This is a genomic window from Azotobacter beijerinckii (genome assembly GCF_900110885.1).
GTDB lineage: Bacteria > Pseudomonadota > Gammaproteobacteria > Pseudomonadales > Pseudomonadaceae > Azotobacter > Azotobacter beijerinckii.
On the sequence record NZ_FOFJ01000030.1, the window covers coordinates 1 to 22,502 of the forward strand.

Consider the following 22,502-nt stretch of genomic DNA (forward strand, 5'->3'; position numbering starts at 1 on the left):
TCGGGGGTTTTTGCTTGGCCGGGCGGAACTCAGGCCTTCATCGGCTCTATTCTTCGCAAGGCTGAACACCCAGCATCAAATGGGTATTTTCAAAAATACTCTAGCAGCCATGCTCGTTTAGAATAGGCAGCCGCTTCATTTGGGCACCTGCCATGCATAATTTGAATCGGTCCCTTGATTTAACGGAGCTCCCTCTGGATGAGCTGGTCGCCTGTCATGAATGCGACCTGCTGATGCTCAAGCCCAAGCTCTCCGCAGGCGAACGTGCCGAATGTCCCCGCTGTGGTTTCGAGCTGTTCAGCGATCGGCCTCATATGCTGGGGCGCAGTCTGGCATTGGTCATCGCTGCCCTGTTGCTCTACGTGCCGGCCAATTTCCTGCCGATCCTGCATCTTCGCCTCCTGGGTCAGACGACCCAGGATACGGTCTGGAGCGCGGTTGCCGCTCTTTATTACAGCGATCTACAGGGTATTGCGGTGGTCGTCTTCCTCTGCAGTATGGGTATTCCGCTGCTCAAGCTGCTCTGCCAGCTGGTTGTCCTGTTGAGCATCCGCTGGGATATCGGCCGCGCTTATGGCCTATTGCTATACCGTGCCTACCACCATCTGCGGGAGTGGGGCATGCTGGAGGTCTATTTGATGGGGATCCTGGTTTCGATCGTCAAGCTGGTTTCCCTGGCCGATCTGGCGCTGGGAGTAGGGCTGGCCTGCTTCATTGGCCTGCTTCTGGTACAGCTCTGGCTCGAGGTCATCATGTCGCCGCACCAGATCTGGGAAGCCTTGTCCCGGGGGAGGGGCCATGCGAGCCATTGATGCGGGAATCCTTATTTGCCCGGAATGCCATCAATTGAACCGGCAGGAGAAGGGCCACGACGGACAACGATGCGTGCGCTGTGGGGCGCGCGTGCATGCTCGCCACCCGGACAGCCTGGGGCGGACTTGGGCATTGCTGCTTACCGCCGCCATCTTGTACATCCCAGCCAATCTGCTGCCCATCATGACTGTCAGCTCCCTGGGCAAGGGGGAGCCTGACACCATCATGTCCGGCGTGATTACCCTGGTGCACATGGGGTCCCTGCCCGTCGCGCTGGTGGTGTTCGTGGCAAGCATTCTGGTGCCGACCTTCAAGCTGGTCGGCCTCGCCCTGCTGCTGATTTCCGTGCAGCGTCATCAGCCACTCTCCGCCCGCCAGCGGATCATCATGTTCCGTTTCATCGAATGGATCGGCCGCTGGTCGATGCTGGACATCTTCGTCATCGCCATCCTGGTGGCCGTGGTCAATTTCGGCACCCTCGCCAGGGTCGAGCCGAACTTGGGGGCCGTGGCCTTCGCCACCGTGGTGATTCTGACCATGCTGGCGGCCGTTACCTTCGATCCACGCCTGATTTGGGACAATACGGAGTCCGACGATGACCATGAATGACCTGCCCGAGGCCAGAACCCGTCCGGCTTCCACCTGGTCGGCGATCTGGGTGTTGCCGCTGATCGCCCTGCTGATCGGTGCCTGGCTGGCCTGGCGTACCTACAGCCAGGCCGGCATCGAGGTCCAGGTACGCTTCACCAGTGGCGAGGGCATCCAGGTCAACAAGACCGAGGTGATCTACAAGGGGATGCCGGTCGGCAAGGTCGTGGAACTCACCCTGGATGACGAAGGTTCGAACAAGGGGGTGATCGCCACCCTGGAAATGAACAAGGAGGTCGAGTCCTATCTGCGCAGCAATACGCGCTTCTGGCTGGTCACACCGCGGGTCACCTTGGCCGGCATTACCGGTCTGGAAACCCTGGTGTCGGGCAACTACATCGCCGTCAGTCCTGGGGATGGCGAGCCGAGCAAGAAGTTCACCGCCTTGTCCGAAGAGCCGCCGCTGCCGGATAGCACGCCGGGCTTGCATGTCACCCTGAAGGCCGAGCGGCTGGGCTCGCTGAACCGCGACAGCCCGGTGTTCTACAAGCAGATCCAGGTCGGTCGGGTGAAAAGCTACCAGTTGGCCCAGGACCTGAGTACGGTGGAGATCAAGATCTTCGTCGAGCCGGCCTATGCCCATCTGGTGCGCAAGCACACACGTTTCTGGAACGCCAGCGGCATCACGATCGATGCCGGGCTCGGCGGCGTCAAGTTCCGCACCGAGTCCCTGGCCAGCATCGTGGCCGGGGGCATTGCCTTTGCCACGCCGGAGAATCGCCAGGACAGCCCGCCCACCGATCCGCGCTTGCCGTTTCGCCTCTATGACAGCTTCGACGCCGCCCAGACCGGTATCAAGGTGGTGGTCGAGCTGAGCGATTTCGAGGGGCTGCAGGCCGGGCGTACTCCGGTGATGTACAAGGGAATCCAGGTCGGCATCCTGAAGACGCTGAAGATCGAGCCCGGCCTTTCCAGCGCCAGGGCCGAGCTGGTCATGGACCCCCTGGCCGAGGACTTCCTGGTCGAGGGAACCAACTTCTGGCTGGTCAAGCCCTCGATTTCCCTGGGCGGCGTCACCGGCCTCGAGGCGCTGGTGAAGGGCAACTACATCGGCATGCGCCCGGGCGAGAAGGGCGCCGCGTCCCAGCGCGAATTCGTCGCCCGGCCCAAGGCGCCGCCGATGGATCTCGGTGCACCCGGTCTGCATCTGGTGCTGAGCAGCGACACCCTGGGCTCGCTGGATGTCGGCAGCCCGGTGCTCTACCGGCAGATGAAGGTCGGCTCGGTGCAAAGCTTCCGGCTGTCCCGCAACCGCCGCCGCGTACTGCTGGGCGTGCACATCGAGCCGGAATACGCCAGCCTGGTGAACGGCTCGACGCGCTTCTGGAACGCCAGCGGCATCACCCTGAGCGGCGGCCTGTCCGGGATCGAGGTGAAGAGCGAGTCTCTGCAGAGCCTGCTGGCCGGCGGCATCGCCTTCGAAACGCCGGATCCCGAGGCGCCCGCCAGCAGCCGGCGGATTCCGCGCTATGCGCTGCATGCCGACCGCGAGAGCGCCCTGCAGACGGGGCTGGAGCTGCAGATCCGCGTGGACAGTGGCGACGGGCTGAAGGCCGGTACGCCGATCCGCTACAAGGGGCTGGAAGTCGGCAAGGTGGAGCGGGTCGAGTTGAGCGAGGACCTGCAAGCGGTGCTGCTCGCCGCCCGGATCACCCAGGCCGGCGAGCGCATCGCCCGCGCCGGCAGCCTGTTCTGGGTGGTCAGGCCCGAACTGGGGCTGATGCGCACGGCCAACCTGGACACCCTGGTTAGCGGTCCCTACCTCGAGGTGCGTCCGGATCCGGGCAGCTCTCCCCGGCAGACCCGTTTCGTCGCCGCACCCCAGGCGCCGACCGCCTCCACCAAGGAGGCCGGACTCAACCTGGTGCTCAGCACGCCGCGGCGTGGCTCGCTCAAGGCCGGCGTGCCGGTCACCTACCGGGAGGTGACGGTGGGCAAGGTCACCGGATTCGAACTGGGCCCAAACGCCGACCGGGTACTGGTCAGCATCCTCATCGAGCCGCGCTACGCGCCGCTGGTACGCAGCGGCAGCCGCTTCTGGAACAGCAGCGGTTTCGGCTTCGACTTCGGCCTGCTCAAGGGCGCGCAGCTGCGTACCGAGTCGCTGGAAACCCTGCTCGAGGGCGGCATCGCCTTCGCCACTCCGGAGGGCGAGCAGATGGGCCGGCCGGCTACTCCGGGGCAGACCTTCCCGCTGTTCGGTGAAGCGAATGACGAGTGGCTGCAGTGGGCGCCGAAGATCGTTCTGGAGAAGGAGCAGAAGTAAAGCCGGAGGCTGGGGCGCGTCGCGCCGCGGGAGGACGAAGGGCCGGCCTGCGGCTTTCCGCCTGCCGCGTTTCCGGCCACAATTCGGTTATCGGCTTGCCCTCCTGCAAGCGTCGAACAAGCCCGAGCCCCGCCGACTGCGCGGCGGGGCCGTAAGGAGCCCGCGAATGAGCAGCAAAGACCGCGTCATCATCTTCGACACCACCCTGCGCGACGGCGAGCAGAGCCCCGGCGCGTCCATGACCAAGGACGAGAAGCTGCGCATCGCCAAGGCGCTGGAGCGGCTCAAGGTGGACGTGATCGAGGCCGGCTTCGCCATTGCCAGTCCGGGCGACTTCGAGGCGGTCAAGGCGATCGCCGAAAGCATCAAAGACAGCACCGTGTGCAGCCTGGCGCGCGCCGTCGATGCGGACATCGAGCGCGCCGCCGAGGCGCTGAGGAATGCCAACTCGGGGCGTATCCACACCTTCATCGCCACCAGTCCGATTCACATGCAGTACAAGCTGCGCATGCAGCCCGACCAGGTGGTCGAGCAGGCCGTGCGGGCGGTGAAGAAGGCCCGCAGTCTGTGTGCCGACGTGGAGTTCTCCTGCGAGGACGCCGGCCGTTCGGAAATCGACTTCCTCTGCCGGATCATCGAGGCGGCCATCGATGCCGGCGCGCGCACCATCAACATCCCGGATACCGTCGGCTACGCCATTCCGCACCAGTACGGCGAAACGATCGGCCAACTGCTCGCGCGCATCCCCAACGCCGACCGGGCGGTGTTCTCGGTGCACTGCCACAACGACCTCGGCCTGGCCGTGGCCAACTCGCTGGCCGCGGTGGCGGCCGGGGCGCGCCAGGTGGAGTGCACCATCAACGGCCTCGGCGAGCGTGCCGGCAACGCCGCGCTGGAAGAGATCGTCATGGCGATCAAGACCCGCCACGATCTGCTCGGCGTCTACACCAACATCGATACCCCGCACATCCTCGCCGCTTCGCGGCTGGTCTCGGGGATCACCGGCTTCCCGGTGCAGCCGAACAAGGCCATCGTCGGCGCCAACGCCTTCGCCCACGAGTCGGGCATCCACCAGGACGGCGTGCTCAAGCATCGCGAGACCTACGAGATCATGTCGGCGCAGTCGGTCGGCTGGCATACCAACCGGATGGTGCTGGGCAAGCACTCCGGGCGCAACGCCTTCCGCACCCGCCTGGAGGAGCTGGGCATCCAGCTCGCCGACGACACCGAACTGAACGCGGCCTTCGCCCGTTTCAAGGCGCTGGCCGACAAGAAGCACGAGATCTTCGACGAGGACCTGCAGGCGCTGGTTTCCGAGACCCAGGACGAGGAAGCCCCGGAGCACTACCGCTTGCACTCCCTGGAAGTCGTCTCGAAGAGCGGCACGGTGCCGCGGGCACGCCTGATGCTCACCGTCGCCGGCCACGAACAGGAGGCGACGGCCGAGGGCGCGGGTCCGGTGGACGCGATCTTCAAGGCTATCGAGTCGGTCGCCGCTTCCCAGGCCAGCCTGCAGCTCTATTCGGTCAACGCCATCACCGAGGGCACCGACTCCCAGGGCGAAGTCACGGTGCGCCTGGAAAAGAGTGGGCGCATCGTCAACGGCAATGGCGCTGACATCGACATCCTGGTGGCCTCGGCCAAGGCCTACATCAATGCGCTGAACCTGATGCGTGCCGGTGTGCCCAAGGCCCATCCGCAGGCGGCCGACGTTTGATCGACGAGGCCCGTCGCCGCGCCTATCTCGGCGCCATGCAGGTGGTCAGCTGGTTGCCGCGGGTGGCGTTGCCGTTCGCCGCCCCGTCGCGGCCGGAGCTGCTCGAACCGCTCGAGCCACCGGCAGCGCCGGCTGTGCCGGTCCTTCGCCCGGATGCAGAACTCAAGGTCGTGCCCGAGGTTCCGCCGCGTCAGCGGCCGGTGGAGCGGCCGAAGATCGAGGTGCCGCGCCCCGCCGCGAGGATCGAGGTGCCTGCCGTGGCTGCCAGCGAGGGCGCAGTCGAACCCGCCACGCCCAAGGCCGTGCCGTTACCGCCGCCGCGCTTCGCCCTGCAGTTGCTGCGCGCCGGCTGCTGCGCACTGCTGGTCGAGCTGCCCACCGGCGACTCCTTCCAGAGCCGCGACCCGGTCTATCTGTTGCTCAAGGACCTGCTGCGCGCCGCCGGCCTGCCCGACAGCCCGCGCCCGCTCGGCGAGCCGGTGCGCTGGCCACTGCTCAGGAGCGGCAATCTGGACCAGGGGCCGCAGGCGGCGCGGGAGTACGTGCAGACCTTTGTCGCGGCGCGGCTGGAGGAGGAGGCGTGCGCCTGCCTGTGGTTGGTCGGCCTGCCGGCGCTGCGCTTCGCCGGCGCGGTCGAGGCCGAGGCCTACCACCGCGAACTGCGGATCGAAGGCCTGCCGCCGCTCTGGGCGTTGCCCGGACTGGAAACGCTGATGGAGGAACCGGCCTGCAAGGCCGAGCTATGGCGCACCATGCGCCGGGTACGTATGCGCTGGATATCCGTGAATGAATGATGCGATTAGCTTCCGCCCGATGACCGAGGCGGATCTGGAGGCGGTGCTGAAGGTCGAATATGCGGCCTTCAGCCATCCCTGGACCCGCGGCACGTTTCAGGACGCCCTGAAGTCCTACGAATGCTGGCTGATGTTCGAGGGCGGCCAGCAGGTCGGTCACGGCGTGATCCAGGTGATTCTCGACGAGGCTCATCTCCTGAACATCACCGTCAAGCCGCAAAGCCAGGGGCGCGGGCTCGGCCAGCGGCTGCTCGAGCACCTGATGGTGCGGGCGCGGGCGCGCCGGGCCGCGGAGTGCTTCCTCGAGGTGCGCGCCGGCAATGGCAGCGCCTACCGGCTCTACGAGCGCTATGGTTTCAATGAGGTCGGCCGGCGCCGCGACTACTACCCGGCTGCCGGCGGGCGTGAGGACGCCCTGGTGATGGTCTGTACCCTGCTGGATTGATCCGGCAGGGGGCCTCGCCGGGGCATTGGCGACAATCGGGTGCGGCCGGCCGGGGATGGCCGGTCCAGGCATGGCAGGGAGCGAAACGACAATGGGCGACCTTGATCGGCTGTTCGAAAACAATGTGCGCTGGGCGGAGTCCATCAAGGAGAGGGATCCGCACTTCTTCGAGACGCTCGCCCGGCAGCAGGTGCCGAAATACCTGTGGATCGGCTGTTCCGACGCGCGGGTGCCGGCCAACGAGATCGTCGGCCTGCTGCCGGGCGAACTGTTCGTCCATCGCAACGTCGCCAACGTGGTGCTGCATACCGACCTCAACTGCCTGTCGGTCATCCAGTACGCGGTCGATGTGCTCAAGGTCAGGCACGTCCTGGTCAGCGGCCACTATGGCTGCGGCGGCGTGCGAGCCTCGATGCAGGATGCCCAGTTGGGCCTGATCGACGGCTGGCTCCGTTCGATCCGCGACCTCTGTTACGAGCACCGCAGCCACCTGGCCGGCCTGGCCGACGAGGAGGCCAGGGTGGATCGGCTCTGCGAGCTGAACGTGATCCAGCAGGTGGCCAACGTCTGCCATACGTCCATCGTGCAGAACGCCTGGCATCGCGGCCAGCCGCTATCCGTGCATGGCTGCATCTACGGGCTCAAGGATGGCCGCTGGAAGAATCTCGGCGTCACCGTCGGCAGCCTGGAGCAGATCCCCGAGCAGTACCGCCTGCGCCCTCCCGGCCAGTGACGGTCGGTGCCCGGAAAGCCGTCCTCAGCGCAGGAACACCTGCAGGTTGGCCATCTCCGGCAATACCAGCGACAGGCCGTACCAGGTCAGCCCCAGCGCCAGGCCGCCGAGCCAGACGCCGAGGGCGATCTGCAGGACCAGGCGGCTGCTCGCTCGTTCTCGCGGTTCGACCTGACGGGGCTGGCGGATCTCCGCAGCGAAATCCTCCAGGTCGTCCTCGCGGGCGCTGAAGCTTTCCAGTCTGTTTCGCTTGTTCATCGGCTCACCTCTGGACGCCCTTGTCGATAACGCTTGCGGCGCTGGACGTCTGGGCATCGTGCAAACGAAAAAAGGGGCCTTTCGTCAGACAGGCCCCTTTGTTTGACACCGTCATTTGAACTGAAAGACGCCCTCTTCGATTCGAGCGGCTTTCAGCGTTTCCGGAGTGCCGAGCATACACTGTGCCGGCTTTTTCGAGCACTCACGGGATCAGCGAGCCTTTACCGACTCATGAAGGGTACCGAGCACCGAGCGCAGCTCCGTAACATCGATCTGACCGGGGGCGGAAGCCTGGCCGATCATGCCGAACGTCATGGCTTGACCGAACACCTCGCCGGACAGGCGGGACACCGCACCGGCTCCGCCCATCGACATCGTCAGCAAGGGACGGTCGGTATAGCGGCTACGCATCTGCCACGTGGCGTCCAGCAGCCTCAACACGTCATCGGCGTCATGGGGCATGACCGCGATTTTGAGGACGTCCGCCCCCAAATCCTGCTGGCGACGCAGGCGGGCAATGATTTCCTCGGTCGCCGGCGTTTTCTCGAAGTCGTGGTTGGACATCACCACGGCGACGCCGGCCTGGTGGGCTTCGGCGACGATCTGCCGGACCACCCGCTCGTCACGGAACATTTCCAGGTCGAGCATGTCGGCGAAGCCCGCCTTGAGCAGGGTCGAGTACAGCTTTCCATACGCCTCGTCAGTAATGGCGGTGGCGCCGCCCTCGGCCTTGGTGCGGAAAGTGAGGATCATGGGCTTGCCATTGAGCGCCTTGGCCACTTGCGGGCCAAGGTTGGCAAGCGCTTCGCCGTCGAGTGCGATATCCAGATAGTCGATGCGGAACTCGGCAATATCCACGTCCTTGTTGCTGCCGATACGCTCGGCCTGCGCGAGCAGCGTGGCCGCCGTCTTGGCCGTGGTCGGCACGATGGTTTTGGGGGACCCCTCGCCGATGACGACATTCTTGAGGACGATGCGGCGTACCGGCTCGAGGGCGGAAGCCGATTCGGCCTGCTGGACCGTTGCCGTAGGTACGGTTCCGGCCCTCGAGGCCTGGCTGACGATCAGGGCGCTACTCAGCTCGGAAGTGGCCCCGTCCGGGGTGGTGGCCGTCGCGGTGAAGGATTGCAGCGAGGGATCGGTGACCGGGAAGGTGAAGCGGGCCAGGCCCTGGGCATCGGTCGGCACGTACAGTTCGCCCAGGTATTCCTCGGCTTCGCTGCCACTGGCCGCGCGGTTGCCGAATACTTCCAGGCGGTAGTTGCCGTTCGGCTCGCCGCGCAGCTCTCCTGCGAGTTGGCGCCGGCCTTCCTGGGTCTCGATACCGGTCAGCAGCGGCGGTTGCTGGTTGCGGTTGGGCATCGACTGGCAGTCGTCGACGACTGCCCCCGGAGCGCAGATTTTGTGGCGCTTGCCCGGATTGGGGTTGTCGCCTTTGCCGCGCGAGCCAACGAAATCGGCATGCTCCAGCGCCGGTACGCCGAAGACGATGGCACCGGTTCGCTGCCCCTCCACGCAGGAGCCGCCGGCCTCGCAGCGGCGGATATCCCGGCTGTTGTTCCAGATGCGGTTGGCGCTCAGGCGGGTGGCGGTGAGCGCGGCCTCGGGCCGCAGGGCAATACCGATACGGTTGCCGTGGATCAGGTTGCCGTCGGCGATATTGCTTTCGCCGCTCAGGTTGAGACCGATGGAGTTGCCGGTGAACTCATTGGCACCGAGATAATTGCGCTTGCCCCAGTTGATCTGCAGGCCGTCGGAATAGTTCTCGAAGCGGTTGCGCACCACCGTGTTGTCGTTGCCCCAGAGGATCTCGATGCCCTGGGAGGGTTCGGGGTTGAGCGGCGTGGAGAGGAACAGGTTGTCGGCGATCAGGTTGAAGGCGGCTCCGCGGGTCAGCTCCAGGCCGTCGCCGTTGTCGATCAGCTGGTTGCGCAGCACCTTGTTGTTATTGGTGGTGGTCGAGGTGGGGTTGCCCTGGCCGTCGTCGCCGGTGAGCATGATGCCGGCGCCGCCCTTGTTGGCGACGATGCGGTTGTCGCGGATCAGGTTGTTGCTGGCCCGGTTGATCAGGATGCCGATGCAGAAGTTGCGCACCTCCAGGCCGCTGATGTACACCGAATGGGTATCCCGCAGGATCAGGCCGGGCTGCGTGGTGGTGCGCACGTTGGTGCCGAATTCGCCCGGATTGGCGCCCGGACAGGCCAGGGCGCCATCTCCCTTGACGTAGTCGGAGCCGTCGATGGCGATGTACTCGCCGGTCCGCTGCCAGAGGCTGCCTTCCAGCACGACCGGCCCCAGGAGCGGCGGCAGCGGCGAGGCGGGCTTGATCACGTAGGGCGCCTCGCCCACGGCCTGGATCTCGATGCGATAGTGGCCGGGCTTCTCGTTATTGCGCTCGATCGCCCAGCGCAGGGTGCCCTCGCTGCCATCGTCGGTGTATTTGTCGACCCGCAGGACTTCGGGCTGCTCCGGTATCGCCGGCTGCGCATTGGCCAGCGTCGGCAGCGCCACCAGCAGGGTGACGAGTATAAAACGAGGGTTTCGCATGCTAGGACCTCTGATCCCCAATTGTTTTTAATGACGTGTCGCCGGCAGAGCCTGGAAGGCTCGGCGGGCTGGGGATGATATGAAGCCGGAGCGGGTCGATCTATGGACGAAAATAATGAGCGTTCGTATATAGAACGCTCATTGCATCGTGCCTTGCACAGAGCCCTGCAGGGGGAAAGCGGTTTCGGGCCCAGGGCCATCGCGCCATGGAACGTCCGAGCCAAGCAGGCAGCCGTTTCGCCATGGCGGCGTGGAGGCGTCGATTTACCGTCCCAGCCGGTGCAACTCCTCCGACTCGACGACGCGCACCCCGTTGTCCTCCTCCAGGGCCAGGCGCCACAGGGCACGGGCCAGGGCGCAGGGGTCGATGGCGCGGTAGTGGCCCGGGGTCAGGCGCAGCAGCGGGTCGGTCAACTGGTCGAGCAGGCGCAGTTCGCTGCGCGGGCCGAGCAGCTGGGTCGGCCGGACGAGGGTCAGCTGCGGCCAGTTCTGAGCCTTGAGGCCTTCCTCCATCTCCCCCTTGACCCGGCAGTAGACGCGCGGCGACTGCGGGTCGGCGCACTGGGCGCTGACCACCAGCAGATGGCGGGCGCCCAGCTCGCGGGCGCGCAGGCCGAAGGCTATCACCAGGTCGTGGTCGATGGCGCGGAAGGCTTCCTGGGTGCCGGCCTGCTCGGCGGTGCTGCCGAGGCAGCAGAAGGCGGTGTCGACCGGCCCGGTCAGGCGCGGCAGCAGCTCCGCCAGGCGGCCCTGGGGATTTTCCAGGCGCGGGTGTTCGGCCAGCGCCTGGCGGGCGGGCGCCAGCACCCGGGCGATGGTCGGTTCGGTGAGCAGGCGGTCGAGCAGGTGCCCCCCAGCCAGGCCGGTGGCGCCGGCGAGCAGGATGTGCTGAGGCGTCAGGTACATGGGGAAGTCCTCGCGCAAGGTGGATGATCGGGCGGCTGGCGGACATGCGCTCCGTGCATCGGCCAACACTGCCGTTTCGCTTGTCGTTATGGGTTGTAGTGTGGCCTAAAGCCCTGGTCACTGCCCGGCGGCCTCCCGCCGGAGGGAGCGGGCAGACTTTTGCGCTTTATGGCGAGCCGCCCTGCCTGCCTATAATGGGCCCTTTCCCGTCCGCCTGTCTCGAGGCCGCCCGGTGGCGTCGGGATTTTTCGGGCGGCGGTTCGACCTCGGAGGTTCATATGTTGTTGCGAGGCCTCACCTGGCTGGTGTTGTTCCAATTGCTCGGCACGACCATCCAGGCGCTCTGCCTGCCCATGCTGCCGGGGCCGATCATCGGCCTGCTGCTGCTGTTCGTCTATCTGGTCTGGCGCGGCGAAGTGAGCGCGCCGGTACAGGAGGCGGCCGGCAGCCTGCTGCGCTATCTGCCGCTGATGCTGGTGCCGCCGGCGGTGGGGGTGATGGCTTATGCCGATCTGATCGCCGCCAACTTCTGGTCCATCGCCGGTGCGCTGTTGCTGTCCTTGCTGGTGTCGCTGGCCTTCGCCGGCTGGCTGATGCAGCGGCTGATCGAGCGCCAGGCGAATGGGGGAAAGGGGGCATGAGTCTCGACTGGCAGGGCGCCTGGCAGGCGCTGGTGCAGCATCCGTTATTCGCCTTCGGCATCACCCTGGGCGCCTACCAGCTGGCGGTGGCCGCCTACGAGAGGACCCGTTGGGTATTCCTGCAGCCGGTGCTGGTGTCGATGCTGCTGGTGATCGGCGTGCTGCTGTTCTGCGGGGTGGATTACGCCGCCTACCGCGAGGGCGCGCAGATTCTCACCGTGTTCCTCGGCCCGGCCACGGTGGCGCTGGCCGTGCCGCTGTTTCTCAACCTGAAGCGGATTCGCCTGCTGTTCTGGCCGGTGGTGACGACCCTGCTGGTCGGCGGCGTTTTCACCACCCTGCTGGGGGTGGGGCTGGCCTGGCTGTTCGGCACCGAGCGACTGATGCTGATGACCCTGGCGCCGAAGTCGGTCACTTCGCCGATCGCCATGCTGGTGTCCGAGCAGATCGGCGGGATGGCCGGTCTGGCCGCGGTGTTCGTGCTCGTCACCGGCATCCTCGGCGCGGTGTTCGGCCCCGCGCTGCTGCGGCGCTGCGGGGTTCGCCATCCGGCTGCACTGGGCATGGCCCTGGGCCTGACCTCCCATGCGGTGGGGACCTCGCGGGCGCTGCAGGAGGGCGAGGAGTGCGGCGCCTTCGCCGCCCTGGGGATGAGTCTGATGGGGGTGTTCACCGCGGTCCTGCTGCCCTTGAGCGTGGCGATGGTCGTTTGAGGAGGCGCGATGGACTTTCCGTTGTTTCCCCTGAATACCGTGCTGTTTCCCGGTTGTCGGCTGGATCTGTCGATCTTCGAGGCACGCTATCTGGACATGCTCAGCCGTTGTCTGCGCCGCGGCACGGGCTTCGGCGTGGTGTGCATCCTCGAGGGCGAGGAGGTTGGCGAGGCGGCCAGCCGCTTCGCCGCGCTCGGCTGTGAGGCGCTGATCTGCGACTGGCAGCAGCGCCCCGACGGAGTGTTGGAGATCCGCGTGGAAGGCGCGCGGCGCTTCCGGGTCGGGCGCACCGAGGTGCGGCGCGACCAACTGACGGTCGCCGAGGTGGACTGGCTGCATGAGGTCCAGGCGGCACCGCTGGCCGCCGAACACGCCGACCTGGCCGCCCTGTTGACGTCGCTGGCGGAACATCCGCTGGTCGGGGCGCTGGGGATGGGCGGCACGGTGGCGGATCAGCAGGCGCTGGCCAACCAACTGAGTTACCTGCTGCCGCTCGATCCGGAGGAGAAGCTCAAGCTTTTGGCGATGGGCGAGCCGGCGCGCCGCCTGGAATACATCCGGGCCCTGCTGGAGCGCCTGCAGGGCGGTGCGCCGGGCTGATCCGTCCGGCTCACCGGTAGCGGTACAGCACCAGGGCGTCCGGCAGCGTCCAACTGGCGATGGCGGCGAGCAGCGCCAGGCACAGCGGCAGGATCAGCCACCAGGTCCGCGGATTCAGGGGCTCCAGGGGCTGGCGATGCTGCACCAGGGTCAGGCTGGCGGCGCAGAGGCCGCCGGCGAGCAGGGCGCCGGCGATGATGTCGGTAGACCAGTGAACCCCCAGGTAGACCCGCGACAGGGCGATGGTCAGTGCCGGCAGGCCGGCCAGCAGCAGCCAGGTCAGGCGCATCCGCGGCGGCTGGCCGCATCCGGCGAGAACCCCCAGCACCAGGAAGAAGGCGAAGGCCGACGAGCTGTGCCCGCTCGGCAGGCTGTAGCTCCGCAGCGGCTCGAGCAGGACCTCCGGGCGGCTGCGCGCGAACAGTGCCTTCAGGGTGCTGTTGCTCAGCGCCGTGCCGAACAGGGTCAGGACGGCGAACAGTGCCGCCCGGCGTTGTCGAGCGGCGAGCAGCAGCAGGCCGAGCAGCGCGCCGGCACACAGCAGGTTTCGGGTGTCGCCCAGGCTGGTGATCAGCACCATCAGCCAGTCCAGGCTGGCGTGGCGCTGTGTCTGGAACAGCGCCAGCAGGCCCAGGTCGAGTTCGTGCAGCCGGCTCCAGCCCAGCAGCAGGGCGCCGAGCGAGGCCAGGCAGAGCCCGGCGGCCAGCGCGGTGGTCCAGCGTTGGCGGCGCAGGCTGGCCTGGGCGATCAGCCCGAGGACCACCGCGAGCACCGCCAGCACTACGCCGGCCTCGCTCCAGAAGCCTTTCGGCAGCGGCAGGCGCAGGGCGGCGCCGGTGGCCCAGCCGGGCAGCAGATAGGCCGTCGCCCAGCCGGCGGCGGACAGCAGGCAGACCAGGATGAAGCGCAGCAGCGGCATGTCGAGCATCCCGGCGATCATCGGCAGCATCGGCCGCAGCGGACCGATGTAGCGGCCGACCAACAGGCTGGCGATACCGTAGCGCTGGAAGTACACCTCGGCGCCGATCAGCCATTCCGGGTGGTGGCGCAACACCGGCAGGCGCCGGATGCCCTGATGGAAATGCCGGCCCAGGGTGTAGGACAGCGCATCGCCGAGCAGGCCGCCGACATAGCCCAGCAGCAGGGTTTGGCCGAGGGAGAGGACGCCGCTGCCGGCCATGGCGGCGAGCGCGAACATCAGCACGCCGCCGGGAAGGATGACGCCGAGCACCGCCAGGCACTCGATGCAGGCGGTCAGGAAAATGGCCAGTCCCAGCCCTTCGGGGTGGGCGGTCAGCCAGCCGGTCAGGCTGTCGAGCCATGCGCTCATCGGGCGGCGCTCCTTGTCGTGAGCCGGTGAAGGGTGGGGCATGCCGCCCGACGGCGCATGATAGCAGCCGGCAGCGGCCGGGGGAGCCCGCTCCGCAACCATCTGCCCGAGCACGCTGGGCGCAGGGCGGCGGTATCGCTATAATCAGCCGCTTTCCCCGACTGCCAGACCCGAGACCATGACCGAGTCCGTGCTCGATTACATGACCCGCCTGGGCCGCGCAGCCCGCGAAGCCTCGCGGGTCCTCGCGCGCACCAGCACCGCGCAGAAGAACCGCGCCCTGGAAGCTGCCGCCGCCGCTCTCGACGCTGCCCGCGAGGCGCTCGCCGCGGCCAACGCGCAGGATCTGGCCGCCGGCCGCGCCGGCGGCCTGGACGAGGCGATGCTCGACCGTCTGGCGCTGACCCCGGCGCGCATCGACGAGATGATCGAGGGACTGCGCCAGGTCGCCCGGCTGCCCGACCCGATCGGCGAGATCCGCGACATGCGCTACATGCCCTCGGGCATCCAGGTCGGCAAGATGCGCGTGCCGCTGGGGGTGATCGGCATCGTCTACGAGTCGCGTCCCAACGTGACCATCGACGCCGCCAGCCTGTGCCTGAAGTCCGGCAACGCCACCATCCTGCGCGGCGGTTCCGAGGCGATCCACTCCAACCAGGCGATCGCCCGCTGCATCCAGCTCGGCCTGGCCGAGGCCGGCCTGCCGGCGGCCGCCGTGCAGGTGGTGGAAACCACCGACCGCGCCGCGGTGGGTGCGCTGATCGCCATGCCGGAGTTCGTCGACGTGATCGTCCCGCGCGGCGGCAAGAGCCTGATCGAGCGCATCAGCCGCGAGGCGAAGGTGCCGGTGATCAAGCACCTGGACGGCATCTGCCACGTCTACATCGACCATGCCGCCGACCTCGACAAGGCCGTGCGCGTCGCCGACAACGCCAAGACCCAGCGCTTCGCGCCCTGCAACACCATGGAAACCCTGCTGGTGCATGCCGCCATCGCTGCCCGCGCGCTGCCGCCGCTCGGCGAGATCTACCGGGCCAAGGGCGTCGAGCTGCGCGCCTGCCCGCGCAGCCGCGAGCTGCTCGGCCCAGGCACTCTGGCGGCGAGCGAGGCCGACTGGTCCACCGAGTACAACGCACCGATCCTCTCGGTGCGGGTGGTGGACTCTCTGGACGAGGCCATTGCCCACATCAACCGCTATGGCTCGCACCACACCGATGCCATCGTCACCGAGAGCTTCACCGATGCGCGGCGCTTCCTCGCCGAGGTGGATTCCAGCTCGGTGATGGTCAACGCCTCGACGCGCTTCGCCGACGGTTTCGAGTACGGCCTGGGCGCGGAGATCGGCATCTCCACCGACAAGCTGCACGCCCGCGGCCCGGTCGGTCTGGAAGGACTGACCAGCGAGAAGTACGTCGTGTTCGGCGACGGCCATGTGCGCGGCTGATGGCGAAAAAGATCGGAATTCTCGGCGGTACCTTCGACCCCATCCATATCGGCCATCTGCGCGGCGCCCTCGAAGTGGCCGAGCAGTTCGGCCTCGATGAGCTGCGGCTGATCCCCTGCGCGCGCCCGCCCCACCGGCAGTCGCCGCAGGTGTCGGCGGCCGATCGCCTGGCGATGGTCCGCTGCGCGGTCGACGGCGTGCCGCCGCTGACCGTGGATGATCGCGAACTGCGGCGCGAGCGGCCGTCCTACACCATCGACACCCTGGAGTCCCTGCGCGGCGAACTGGCCGCGGACGACCAACTGTTCCTCCTGCTCGGCTGGGACGCCTTCTGCGGCCTGCCGAGCTGGCACCGCTGGCAGGATCTGCTCGACCACTGCCACATTCTGGTCCTGCAGCGCCCGGATGCCGCCAGCGAGCCGCCGGAAGCCCTGCGCAACCTGCTGGCGGCGCGCAGCGGCGGCGATCCCCAGGCCCTTGCCGGGCCGGGCGGGCACATCGCCTTCGTCTGGCAGACGCCGCTGGAGGTGTCCGCCACCCAGATCCGCGAACGCCTGGCCAGCGGCCGCTCGGTGCGCTTCCTGGTGCCCGATGCGGTGCTGGCCTATATCCATGCGCACGGGTTGTACCCGGCGTCGAACTGAACATCACACACGAGTCGTCCATGCAAAACGAACAACTGGTCCAGCTGGCGGTCGACGCCCTGGAAGATCTCAAGGCCAAGGACATCACCGTCATCGATGTGCGCGGCAAGACCAGCGTCACCGACTTCATGGTGATCGCCAGCGGCACCTCCAGCCGCCATGTGAAATCCCTCGTCGACAACGTCCTGGAGAAGGTCAAGGAGCAGGGCGTGCGCCCGCTGGGCAGCGAGGGCCTGGAGGGCGGCGAGTGGGCCCTGCTCGACTTGGGCGATGTGGTGGTCCACGTGATGCAGGTCGCCACCCGCCAGTTCTACGACCTCGAGCGTCTCTGGCAGGGCGCGGAGCAGAGCCGCGCCCAGCACGGCGAGGAATGAAGCCGCCGTGCGTCTGCGCCTGATCGCCGTGGGCTCGCGGATGCCGCGCTGGGTGGAGGAGGGCTGGCACGAGTATGCCAAGCGCCTGCCGCCCGAGCTGGCCCTCGAGCTGGTGGAAATCCCCCTGCACACCCGGGGCAAGAATGCCGACCTGGCCCGCCTGATCCGCCAGGAGGGCGAGGCCATGCTGGGCAAGGTGCTGGCGGGCGAGCGCATCGTCACCCTGGAGGTGACCGGCAAGTCCTGGAGCACCGAGCAGCTGGCCACCGAGCTGGAGCGCTGGCGTCTCGACGCGCGCACCGTCAACCTCATGGTCGGCGGCCCGGAGGGCTTGGCGCCGGAGGTCTGCGCGCGCAGCGAGCAGCGCTGGTCGTTGTCGCCGCTGACCCTGCCGCATCCGTTGGTCCGCATCCTCATCGGCGAGCAGATCTATCGTGCCTGGACCTTGTTGTCCGGGCATCCGTATCACAAGTGACCGCGGTTTGCGCCAATGCCGGAGCCGATTCGCCTCAAAGACCACGAGAAGGACGCGCGCCAGGTCCGCGCGCGGGCTGTCGTCGGCGCCGTGGCCATCGCGCTGCTGTCGCTGGTGCTGGTGGCGCGCCTGTACTACCTGCAGGTGATCCAGTACGAGCAGCATTCGACCCTGGCGGAAAACAACCGCATCCATGTGCAGCCGATCCCGCCGAACCGCGGGCTGATCTTCGACCGCAACGGGGTGATCCTCGCCGACAACCGGCCGAGCTTCAGCCTGACGGTGACCCGCGAGCGGGCCGGCGATTGGCAGAAGGTGCTGGACACCATCGTCAGGGTGCTCGAACTCGGTCCTGAGGAGCGCACCCTGTTCGAGAGGCGCGTGCGCCAGGGGCGCCGGCCGTTCGAGCCGGTGCCGGTGCTCTTCGAGCTGTCCGAGGAGCAGATCGCCTGCATCGCGGTCAACCAGTTCCTGCTGCCCGGCGTCGAGGTGGCCGCCCAACTGGTCCGCCACTATCCCCAGAGCGAGCACTTCGCCCATTCGGTCGGCTATGTCGGGCGGATCAACGAGCGCGAGCTGAAGAGGCTCGATCCGGTCGCCTACAGCGGCACCCACCATATCGGCAAGACCGGCGTGGAGCTGTTCTACGAGGATCTGCTGCACGGCCAGGTGGGCTACGAGGAGGTCGAGACCAACGCCCGCGGGCGGGTGCTGCGGGTGCTCAAGCATACCGATCCGGTGCCCGGCAAGGATCTCACCCTGAGTCTCGACCTGAGTCTGCAGAAGGCCGCCGAGGCAGCCCTCGGCGACCGCCGCGGGGCGGTGATCGCCATCGACCCGACCAGCGGCGAGGTACTGGCGATGATCAGCCAGCCGAGCTACAACCCCAACCTGTTCGTCACCGGGATCAGCGGCAAGGATTATGCTGCCCTGCGCGACTCCATCGACCGCCCGCTGTACAACCGCGTGCTGCGCGGCATCTACCCACCGGGCTCGACGATCAAGCCGGTGGTCGCCCTGGCCGGCCTCGACAGCGGGGTGGTGGAGCGCAGCACGCGGATCTTCGACCCGGGCTTCTTCCAGTTGCCCAACGTCGATCACAAGTACCGCAACTGGAACCGCGGCGGCGACGGCTGGGTGAACATGGAAGCGGCGATCTCCCGTTCCAACGACACCTATTTCTACTCCTTGGCGCACCGCCTCGGCATCGACCGTCTGCACCGCTACCTGAGCCATTTCGGCATCGGCCAACGGGTGTCCCTGGACATGTTCGAGGAGGCCGAGGGGCTGATGCCCTCGCGCGAGTGGAAACGCATCAAGCGCCGCCAGGCCTGGTATCCGGGGGAGACCCTGATCACCGGCATCGGTCAGGGCTACATGCTGGCCACCCCGCTGCAGTTGGCCCAGGCCACCGCCCTCCTGGCGAACAAGGGCAAGTGGCACCGTCCGCGGCTGCTGATGAAGGCCGACGGCCTGTCGCCGGAGCAACTGATGGCGAGCGGCCTGCTCGAGGCGCGCCCGGCGCCGCCGGACATCCAGCTCAAGGATCCGCACAACTGGGACCTGATCAGCTCCGACATGCAGCAGGTCGTGCACGGTGCGCGCGGCACCGCGCACAAGGTCGGCGCCACGGCGCGCTACCGCATCGCCGGCAAGAGCGGCACGGCGCAGGTGGTAGCGATCCGCCAGGGCGAGAAATACGACCGCAACAAGCTGCAGGAGCGCCATCGCGACCACGCCCTGTTCGTCGCTTTCGCCCCCGCCGAGAATCCGCGGATCGCCGTGGCGGTGATGGTGGAGAACGGCGAGTCCGGCTCCGGCATCGCCGCGCCGGTGGCCAAGCAGGTGATGGACGCCTGGCTGCTCGACGAGAAGGGCCGGCTGAAGGCGCAGTTCGCGGCGCCGCCTCAGGAGCCCACCAATGCACAATAATTTCAATAACTTCGACCGCACCCTGTCCGACGAGGACGTGCTGCGCCGCCGTGCTACCCTGCTGCAGCGCCTGCACATCGACGGCCCGCTGCTGCTGCTGCTGTTGCTGCTCGCCGCCGGCAGCCTGTTCGTCCTTTATTCGGCGAGCGGCAGGAACCTCGAGCTGGTGATCAAGCAGGCCAGCTCGTTCGGTTTCGGCATGCTCGCCATGCTGCTCATCGCCCAGGTGGAGGCGCGCTTCATCGCGCGCTGGGTGCCGCTGGCCTACGTCCTGGGCGTGATTCTGCTGGGGGTGGTGGAGGTCATGGGCCACAATGCGATGGGCGCCACCCGCTGGATCAACATCCCCGGGGTGATCCGCTTCCAGCCCTCGGAGTTCCTGAAGATCATCATGCCGGCGACCATCGCCTGGTATCTTGCCCGCAACAACCTGCCGCCGGGGCTCAAGCACACCGCCGTCAGCCTGGCGCTGGTCGGCGTGCCCTTCGTGCTGATCCTGCGCCAGCCGGATCTGGGCACCGCGATGTTGATCCTCGCCTCCGGAGCCTTCGTGCTGTTCGTCGCCGGGCTGCCCTGGCTGTGGATCGGCAGCGCGGTGGCGGCCGTGGTGCCGGTCGCGGTGGGCATGTGGTACTTCGTCCTGCACGACTACCAGAAGCAGCGCATCCACACCTTTCTCGATCCGGAAAGCGATCCGTTGGGGACCGGCTGGAACATCATCCAGTCGAAGGCGGCGATCGGTTCGGGCGGGGTGTTCGGCAAGGGCTGGCTGCTCGGCACCCAGTCGCACCTGGATTTTTTGCCGGAAAGCCATACGGACTTTATCATTGCGGTGCTGGCCGAGGAGTTCGGGCTGGTCGGCGTCTGCCTGCTGCTGCTGGTCTACCTGCTGCTGATCGCCCGCGGAATGGTGATCACCGTGCAGGCGCAGACCCTGTTCGGCAAGCTGTGGGCCGGCGGCCTGACCATGACCTTCTTCGTCTACGTATTCGTCAACATCGGCATGGTGAGCGGCCTGTTGCCGGTGGTGGGGGTACCCCTGCCGTTCATTAGCTACGGCGGAACTTCGCTGGTGACCCTGCTGTCAGGGTTCGGGGTTTTGATGTCGATCCACACCCATCGCAAGTGGATCGCGCAGGTTTGAAGAGTGACGGATCAATGCACATACGGCGTGGCCGGGCGGCCAGAACCCTGTCTTGGGCCGGCCTGGCGGGTACCTTGGGGCTGTCCTGCGCGCTGCGCGGCGGCGCGGCGCTGGCCGGCGACTACACGGATTCGCCGCAGGTCGACGAGTTCGTCGCGGAGATGTCCCGCGACTACGGCTTCGCCAGCGAGCAGCTGCTCGGCCTGTTCCGCGAGGTGGAGCGCAAGCAACCGATCCTCGACGCCATCTCGCGGCCGGCGGAGCGGGCCAAGCCGTGGAAGGAATACCGGCCGATCTTCATCACCGAGGCCCGGGTGGCCCGCGGCGTGGACTTCTGGCGCCAGCACGAGGCGGCCCTGGCCCGCGCCGAGCAGGAGTACGGCGTGCCGGCCCAGGTGATCGTCGCGATCATCGGCGTGGAAACCTTCTACGGGCGCAACACCGGCAACTACCGGGTGATCGACGCGCTGTCCACCCTGGGCTTCGACTACCCGCCGCGCGCGCCCTTCTTTCGCAAGGAGCTGCGCGAGTTCCTCCTGATGACCCGCGAGGAACAGGTCGACCCGCTCGCCCTGACCGGCTCCTACGCCGGCGCCATGGGCCTGCCGCAGTTCATGCCGAGCAGCTTCCGCGCCTATGCGGTGGACTTCGACAACGACGGCCACATCGACATTTGGAGGAATCCGACCGACGCCATCGGCAGCGTCGCCAGCTACTTCAAGCGCCATGGTTGGGTCGCCGGCGGGCCGGTGGCCAGCCGTGCCGAGATCGATGGCGCCGAGGCCGAACAGGGCCTGACCGAGGGACTGGACCCGGTGAAAAGCGTCGGCGAGCTGCGCAGCCTCGGCTGGGCGACCCGCGAGCGCCTCGACGACGGCCTGCCGGTCACCGCCTTCCGGCTGGATGGCGCCGAGGGTGCGGAATACTGGATGGGACTGCCGAACTTCTACACCATCACCCGCTACAACCGCAGCGCGATGTATGCCATGGCGGTCTACCAGCTCTCCGATCTGCTGCTCCAGGCGCGGGGCGGGCGCCGATGACGCGGCACGCCCTGCCGATCCGTCTGGCCCTGTTCGGCGGCCTGGCGCTGCTGGTCAGCTGCTCCAGCACGCCGCCGGAGCGCGGCGCGTCGTCGGGCTCCGCCGCGGTCCACTACCCGCGACCGCTCAAGGACGGCGCCCCCTGGTGGGACATCGATGTCTCGCAGATTCCCGACGCGGTGCCCACGCCCCACGAGGGTCCGGTCAAGGCCAACCCCTACACGGTGCTGGGCAAGACCTACTACCCGATGAACGACGGCCGCCGCTACAAGGCGACCGGCACCGCCTCCTGGTACGGCACCAAGTTCCATGGCCAGGCCACCGCCAACGGCGAGCACTACGACCTTTACGGGATGAGCGCGGCGCACAAGACCCTGCCGCTGCCCTGCTACGTCCGGGTGACCAACCTGGACAACCGCAAGAGCGTGATCCTGCGGGTCAACGACCGCGGTCCCTTCTATTCCGACCGGGTCATCGACCTGTCCTTCGCCGCGGCGAAGAAGCTCGGCTATGCCGAAATCGGTACCGCGCGGGTCAGCGTGGAAGGCATCGATCCCGAGGAGTGGTGGGCCCAGCAGGGCCGCAAGCCGCCGCTGGTGTCGGCTCGACCGCCGGTGGTCCAGGCGCAGCCGGCGACCCGGCCGGCCGCACAGCCGATCGAGGAATACTCGCCGCCGCCCAGCCAGCATGCGGCGGCCGTGTTGCCCGTGGAGGTCGCCTCCGCCAACAATGCCGTTGCCAGCCAGGCCGAGGGCCTGTACCTGCAGGTCGGCGCCTTCGCCAATCCGGACGCGGCGGAGCTGCTCAAGGACAAGCTGAGCCGGATCAGCGCCACCCCGGCGTTTGTCAGCTCGGTGGTGCGCGACCGGCAGACCTTCCACCGCGTGCGCCTGGGGCCGATCGGCAGCCAGGACGAGGTCCGGCAACTGCAGGACAGCGTGCGCCTGGCCAGACTTGGCCAGCCGACCCTGGTCAAACCCGAGTGAGACCGGGACCCATCCCCACAGCCCGCAAGGGTGTGTCCGATTAGCCAAC

22 protein-coding genes are annotated in these 22,502 nt (G+C 67.4%); 18 read left to right on the forward strand and 4 right to left on the reverse strand.

What is annotated here, in order from left to right; translation table 11 throughout:
* The first annotated feature begins 152 nt into the window (after positions 1 to 152).
* From BMY22_RS14770 to can, 7 genes are all read left to right on the forward strand, one after another.
* Positions 153 to 812 carry a paraquat-inducible protein A gene (locus tag BMY22_RS14770; RefSeq protein WP_090623339.1) on the forward strand — a complete coding sequence of 220 codons (660 nt, stop codon included), beginning with the start codon at positions 153 to 155 and terminating at the stop codon, positions 810 to 812.
* Positions 799 to 1,422, forward strand: a complete 624-nt coding sequence (locus BMY22_RS14775) for a paraquat-inducible protein A (RefSeq protein WP_090623342.1) — start codon at positions 799 to 801, stop codon at positions 1,420 to 1,422. The genes BMY22_RS14770 and BMY22_RS14775 overlap by 14 nt, the downstream gene beginning before the upstream one ends.
* Positions 1,415 to 3,727: a PqiB family protein gene (locus BMY22_RS14780; RefSeq protein WP_090623420.1), complete on the forward strand. Its 2,313-nt coding sequence runs from the start codon at positions 1,415 to 1,417 to the stop codon at positions 3,725 to 3,727. The genes BMY22_RS14775 and BMY22_RS14780 overlap by 8 nt, the downstream gene beginning before the upstream one ends.
* Positions 3,728 to 3,893: 166 nt before the next feature.
* Positions 3,894 to 5,444: a 2-isopropylmalate synthase gene (locus tag BMY22_RS14785; protein ID WP_090623343.1), complete on the forward strand. Its 1,551-nt coding sequence runs from the start codon at positions 3,894 to 3,896 to the stop codon at positions 5,442 to 5,444.
* Positions 5,441 to 6,238, forward strand: a complete 798-nt coding sequence (locus BMY22_RS14790; RefSeq protein WP_090623344.1) for an energy transducer TonB — start codon at positions 5,441 to 5,443, stop codon at positions 6,236 to 6,238. The genes BMY22_RS14785 and BMY22_RS14790 overlap by 4 nt, the downstream gene beginning before the upstream one ends.
* A complete protein-coding gene (rimI, locus tag BMY22_RS14795; protein WP_090623346.1) occupies positions 6,231 to 6,683 on the forward strand; it encodes a ribosomal protein S18-alanine N-acetyltransferase in 453 nt (150 codons plus the stop codon). The genes BMY22_RS14790 and rimI overlap by 8 nt, the downstream gene beginning before the upstream one ends.
* A 91-nt stretch (positions 6,684 to 6,774) precedes the next feature.
* The gene (can, locus tag BMY22_RS14800; RefSeq protein WP_090623348.1) at positions 6,775 to 7,416 is read left to right on the forward strand and encodes a carbonate dehydratase; all 642 of its coding nucleotides are present in this window, start codon (positions 6,775 to 6,777) and stop codon (positions 7,414 to 7,416) included.
* Between the two features lie 24 nt (positions 7,417 to 7,440).
* Here can and BMY22_RS14805 read toward each other — a convergent pair whose 3' ends face one another.
* The 3 genes from BMY22_RS14805 to BMY22_RS14820 all read right to left on the reverse strand — a co-directional run bounded on the left by BMY22_RS14805 (position 7,441) and on the right by BMY22_RS14820 (position 11,127).
* Positions 7,441 to 7,674 carry a hypothetical protein gene (locus BMY22_RS14805; RefSeq protein WP_090623350.1) on the reverse strand — a complete coding sequence of 78 codons (234 nt, stop codon included), beginning with the start codon at positions 7,672 to 7,674 and terminating at the stop codon, positions 7,441 to 7,443.
* Between the two features lie 210 nt (positions 7,675 to 7,884).
* A complete protein-coding gene (gene aroD / locus BMY22_RS24665; RefSeq protein ID WP_208599295.1) occupies positions 7,885 to 10,221 on the reverse strand; it encodes a type I 3-dehydroquinate dehydratase in 2,337 nt (778 codons plus the stop codon).
* Between the two features lie 264 nt (positions 10,222 to 10,485).
* A complete protein-coding gene (locus tag BMY22_RS14820; protein WP_090623351.1) occupies positions 10,486 to 11,127 on the reverse strand; it encodes a Rossmann-fold NAD(P)-binding domain-containing protein in 642 nt (213 codons plus the stop codon).
* Positions 11,128 to 11,405: 278 nt separating this feature from the next.
* Here BMY22_RS14820 and BMY22_RS14825 point away from each other — a divergent pair, with 278 nt between their 5' ends.
* Genes BMY22_RS14825 through BMY22_RS14835 form a run of 3 tightly spaced genes read left to right on the forward strand, consistent with a single transcriptional unit; the run spans position 11,406 to position 13,081 of the window.
* Entirely contained in the window at positions 11,406 to 11,768 is a 363-nt protein-coding gene (locus tag BMY22_RS14825) for a CidA/LrgA family protein (protein ID WP_090623354.1), read from the forward strand.
* Complete coding sequence (locus tag BMY22_RS14830; protein WP_090623355.1) at positions 11,765 to 12,481, forward strand: LrgB family protein; 717 nt, start codon at positions 11,765 to 11,767, stop codon at positions 12,479 to 12,481. The genes BMY22_RS14825 and BMY22_RS14830 overlap by 4 nt, the downstream gene beginning before the upstream one ends.
* Positions 12,482 to 12,490: 9 nt before the next feature.
* Positions 12,491 to 13,081, forward strand: coding sequence for an LON peptidase substrate-binding domain-containing protein (locus BMY22_RS14835; protein ID WP_090623358.1), 591 nt, complete (start codon positions 12,491 to 12,493; stop codon positions 13,079 to 13,081).
* A 10-nt stretch (positions 13,082 to 13,091) separates the two neighbouring features.
* Here the strand turns inward: BMY22_RS14835 and BMY22_RS14840 are convergent, their stop codons facing one another.
* Positions 13,092 to 14,411 (reverse strand): bifunctional DedA family/phosphatase PAP2 family protein, encoded by a 1,320-nt coding sequence (locus tag BMY22_RS14840; RefSeq protein WP_090623359.1) that lies wholly within the window; start codon positions 14,409 to 14,411, stop codon positions 13,092 to 13,094.
* Positions 14,412 to 14,589: 178 nt separating this feature from the next.
* Here BMY22_RS14840 and BMY22_RS14845 point away from each other — a divergent pair, with 178 nt between their 5' ends.
* Genes BMY22_RS14845 through BMY22_RS14880 form a run of 8 tightly spaced genes read left to right on the forward strand, consistent with a single transcriptional unit; the run spans position 14,590 to position 22,453 of the window.
* Positions 14,590 to 15,855 carry a glutamate-5-semialdehyde dehydrogenase gene (locus BMY22_RS14845; protein WP_090623362.1) on the forward strand — a complete coding sequence of 422 codons (1,266 nt, stop codon included), beginning with the start codon at positions 14,590 to 14,592 and terminating at the stop codon, positions 15,853 to 15,855.
* On the forward strand, positions 15,855 to 16,499 hold the full coding sequence (gene nadD / locus BMY22_RS14850) for a nicotinate-nucleotide adenylyltransferase (RefSeq protein WP_090623365.1): 645 nt from the start codon (positions 15,855 to 15,857) through the stop codon (positions 16,497 to 16,499). Before BMY22_RS14845 ends, nadD begins: the two co-directional genes overlap by 1 nt.
* Before the next feature lie 20 nt (positions 16,500 to 16,519).
* Positions 16,520 to 16,873 (forward strand): ribosome silencing factor, encoded by a 354-nt coding sequence (gene rsfS / locus BMY22_RS14855; protein WP_090623368.1) that lies wholly within the window; start codon positions 16,520 to 16,522, stop codon positions 16,871 to 16,873.
* Between the two features lie 7 nt (positions 16,874 to 16,880).
* A complete protein-coding gene (rlmH, locus tag BMY22_RS14860) occupies positions 16,881 to 17,348 on the forward strand; it encodes a 23S rRNA (pseudouridine(1915)-N(3))-methyltransferase RlmH (protein ID WP_090623369.1) in 468 nt (155 codons plus the stop codon).
* Between the two features lie 15 nt (positions 17,349 to 17,363).
* Complete coding sequence (gene mrdA / locus BMY22_RS14865; RefSeq protein ID WP_090623372.1) at positions 17,364 to 19,280, forward strand: penicillin-binding protein 2; 1,917 nt, start codon at positions 17,364 to 17,366, stop codon at positions 19,278 to 19,280.
* Entirely contained in the window at positions 19,270 to 20,424 is a 1,155-nt protein-coding gene (gene rodA, locus BMY22_RS14870) for a rod shape-determining protein RodA (RefSeq protein WP_090623373.1), read from the forward strand. The genes mrdA and rodA overlap by 11 nt, the downstream gene beginning before the upstream one ends.
* A gap of 14 nt (positions 20,425 to 20,438) precedes the next feature.
* Entirely contained in the window at positions 20,439 to 21,467 is a 1,029-nt protein-coding gene (gene mltB / locus BMY22_RS14875; RefSeq protein ID WP_090623376.1) for a lytic murein transglycosylase B, read from the forward strand.
* Positions 21,464 to 22,453, forward strand: a complete 990-nt coding sequence (locus BMY22_RS14880) for a septal ring lytic transglycosylase RlpA family protein (RefSeq protein ID WP_090623378.1) — start codon at positions 21,464 to 21,466, stop codon at positions 22,451 to 22,453. The genes mltB and BMY22_RS14880 overlap by 4 nt, the downstream gene beginning before the upstream one ends.
* Positions 22,454 to 22,502: the final 49 nt, after the last annotated feature.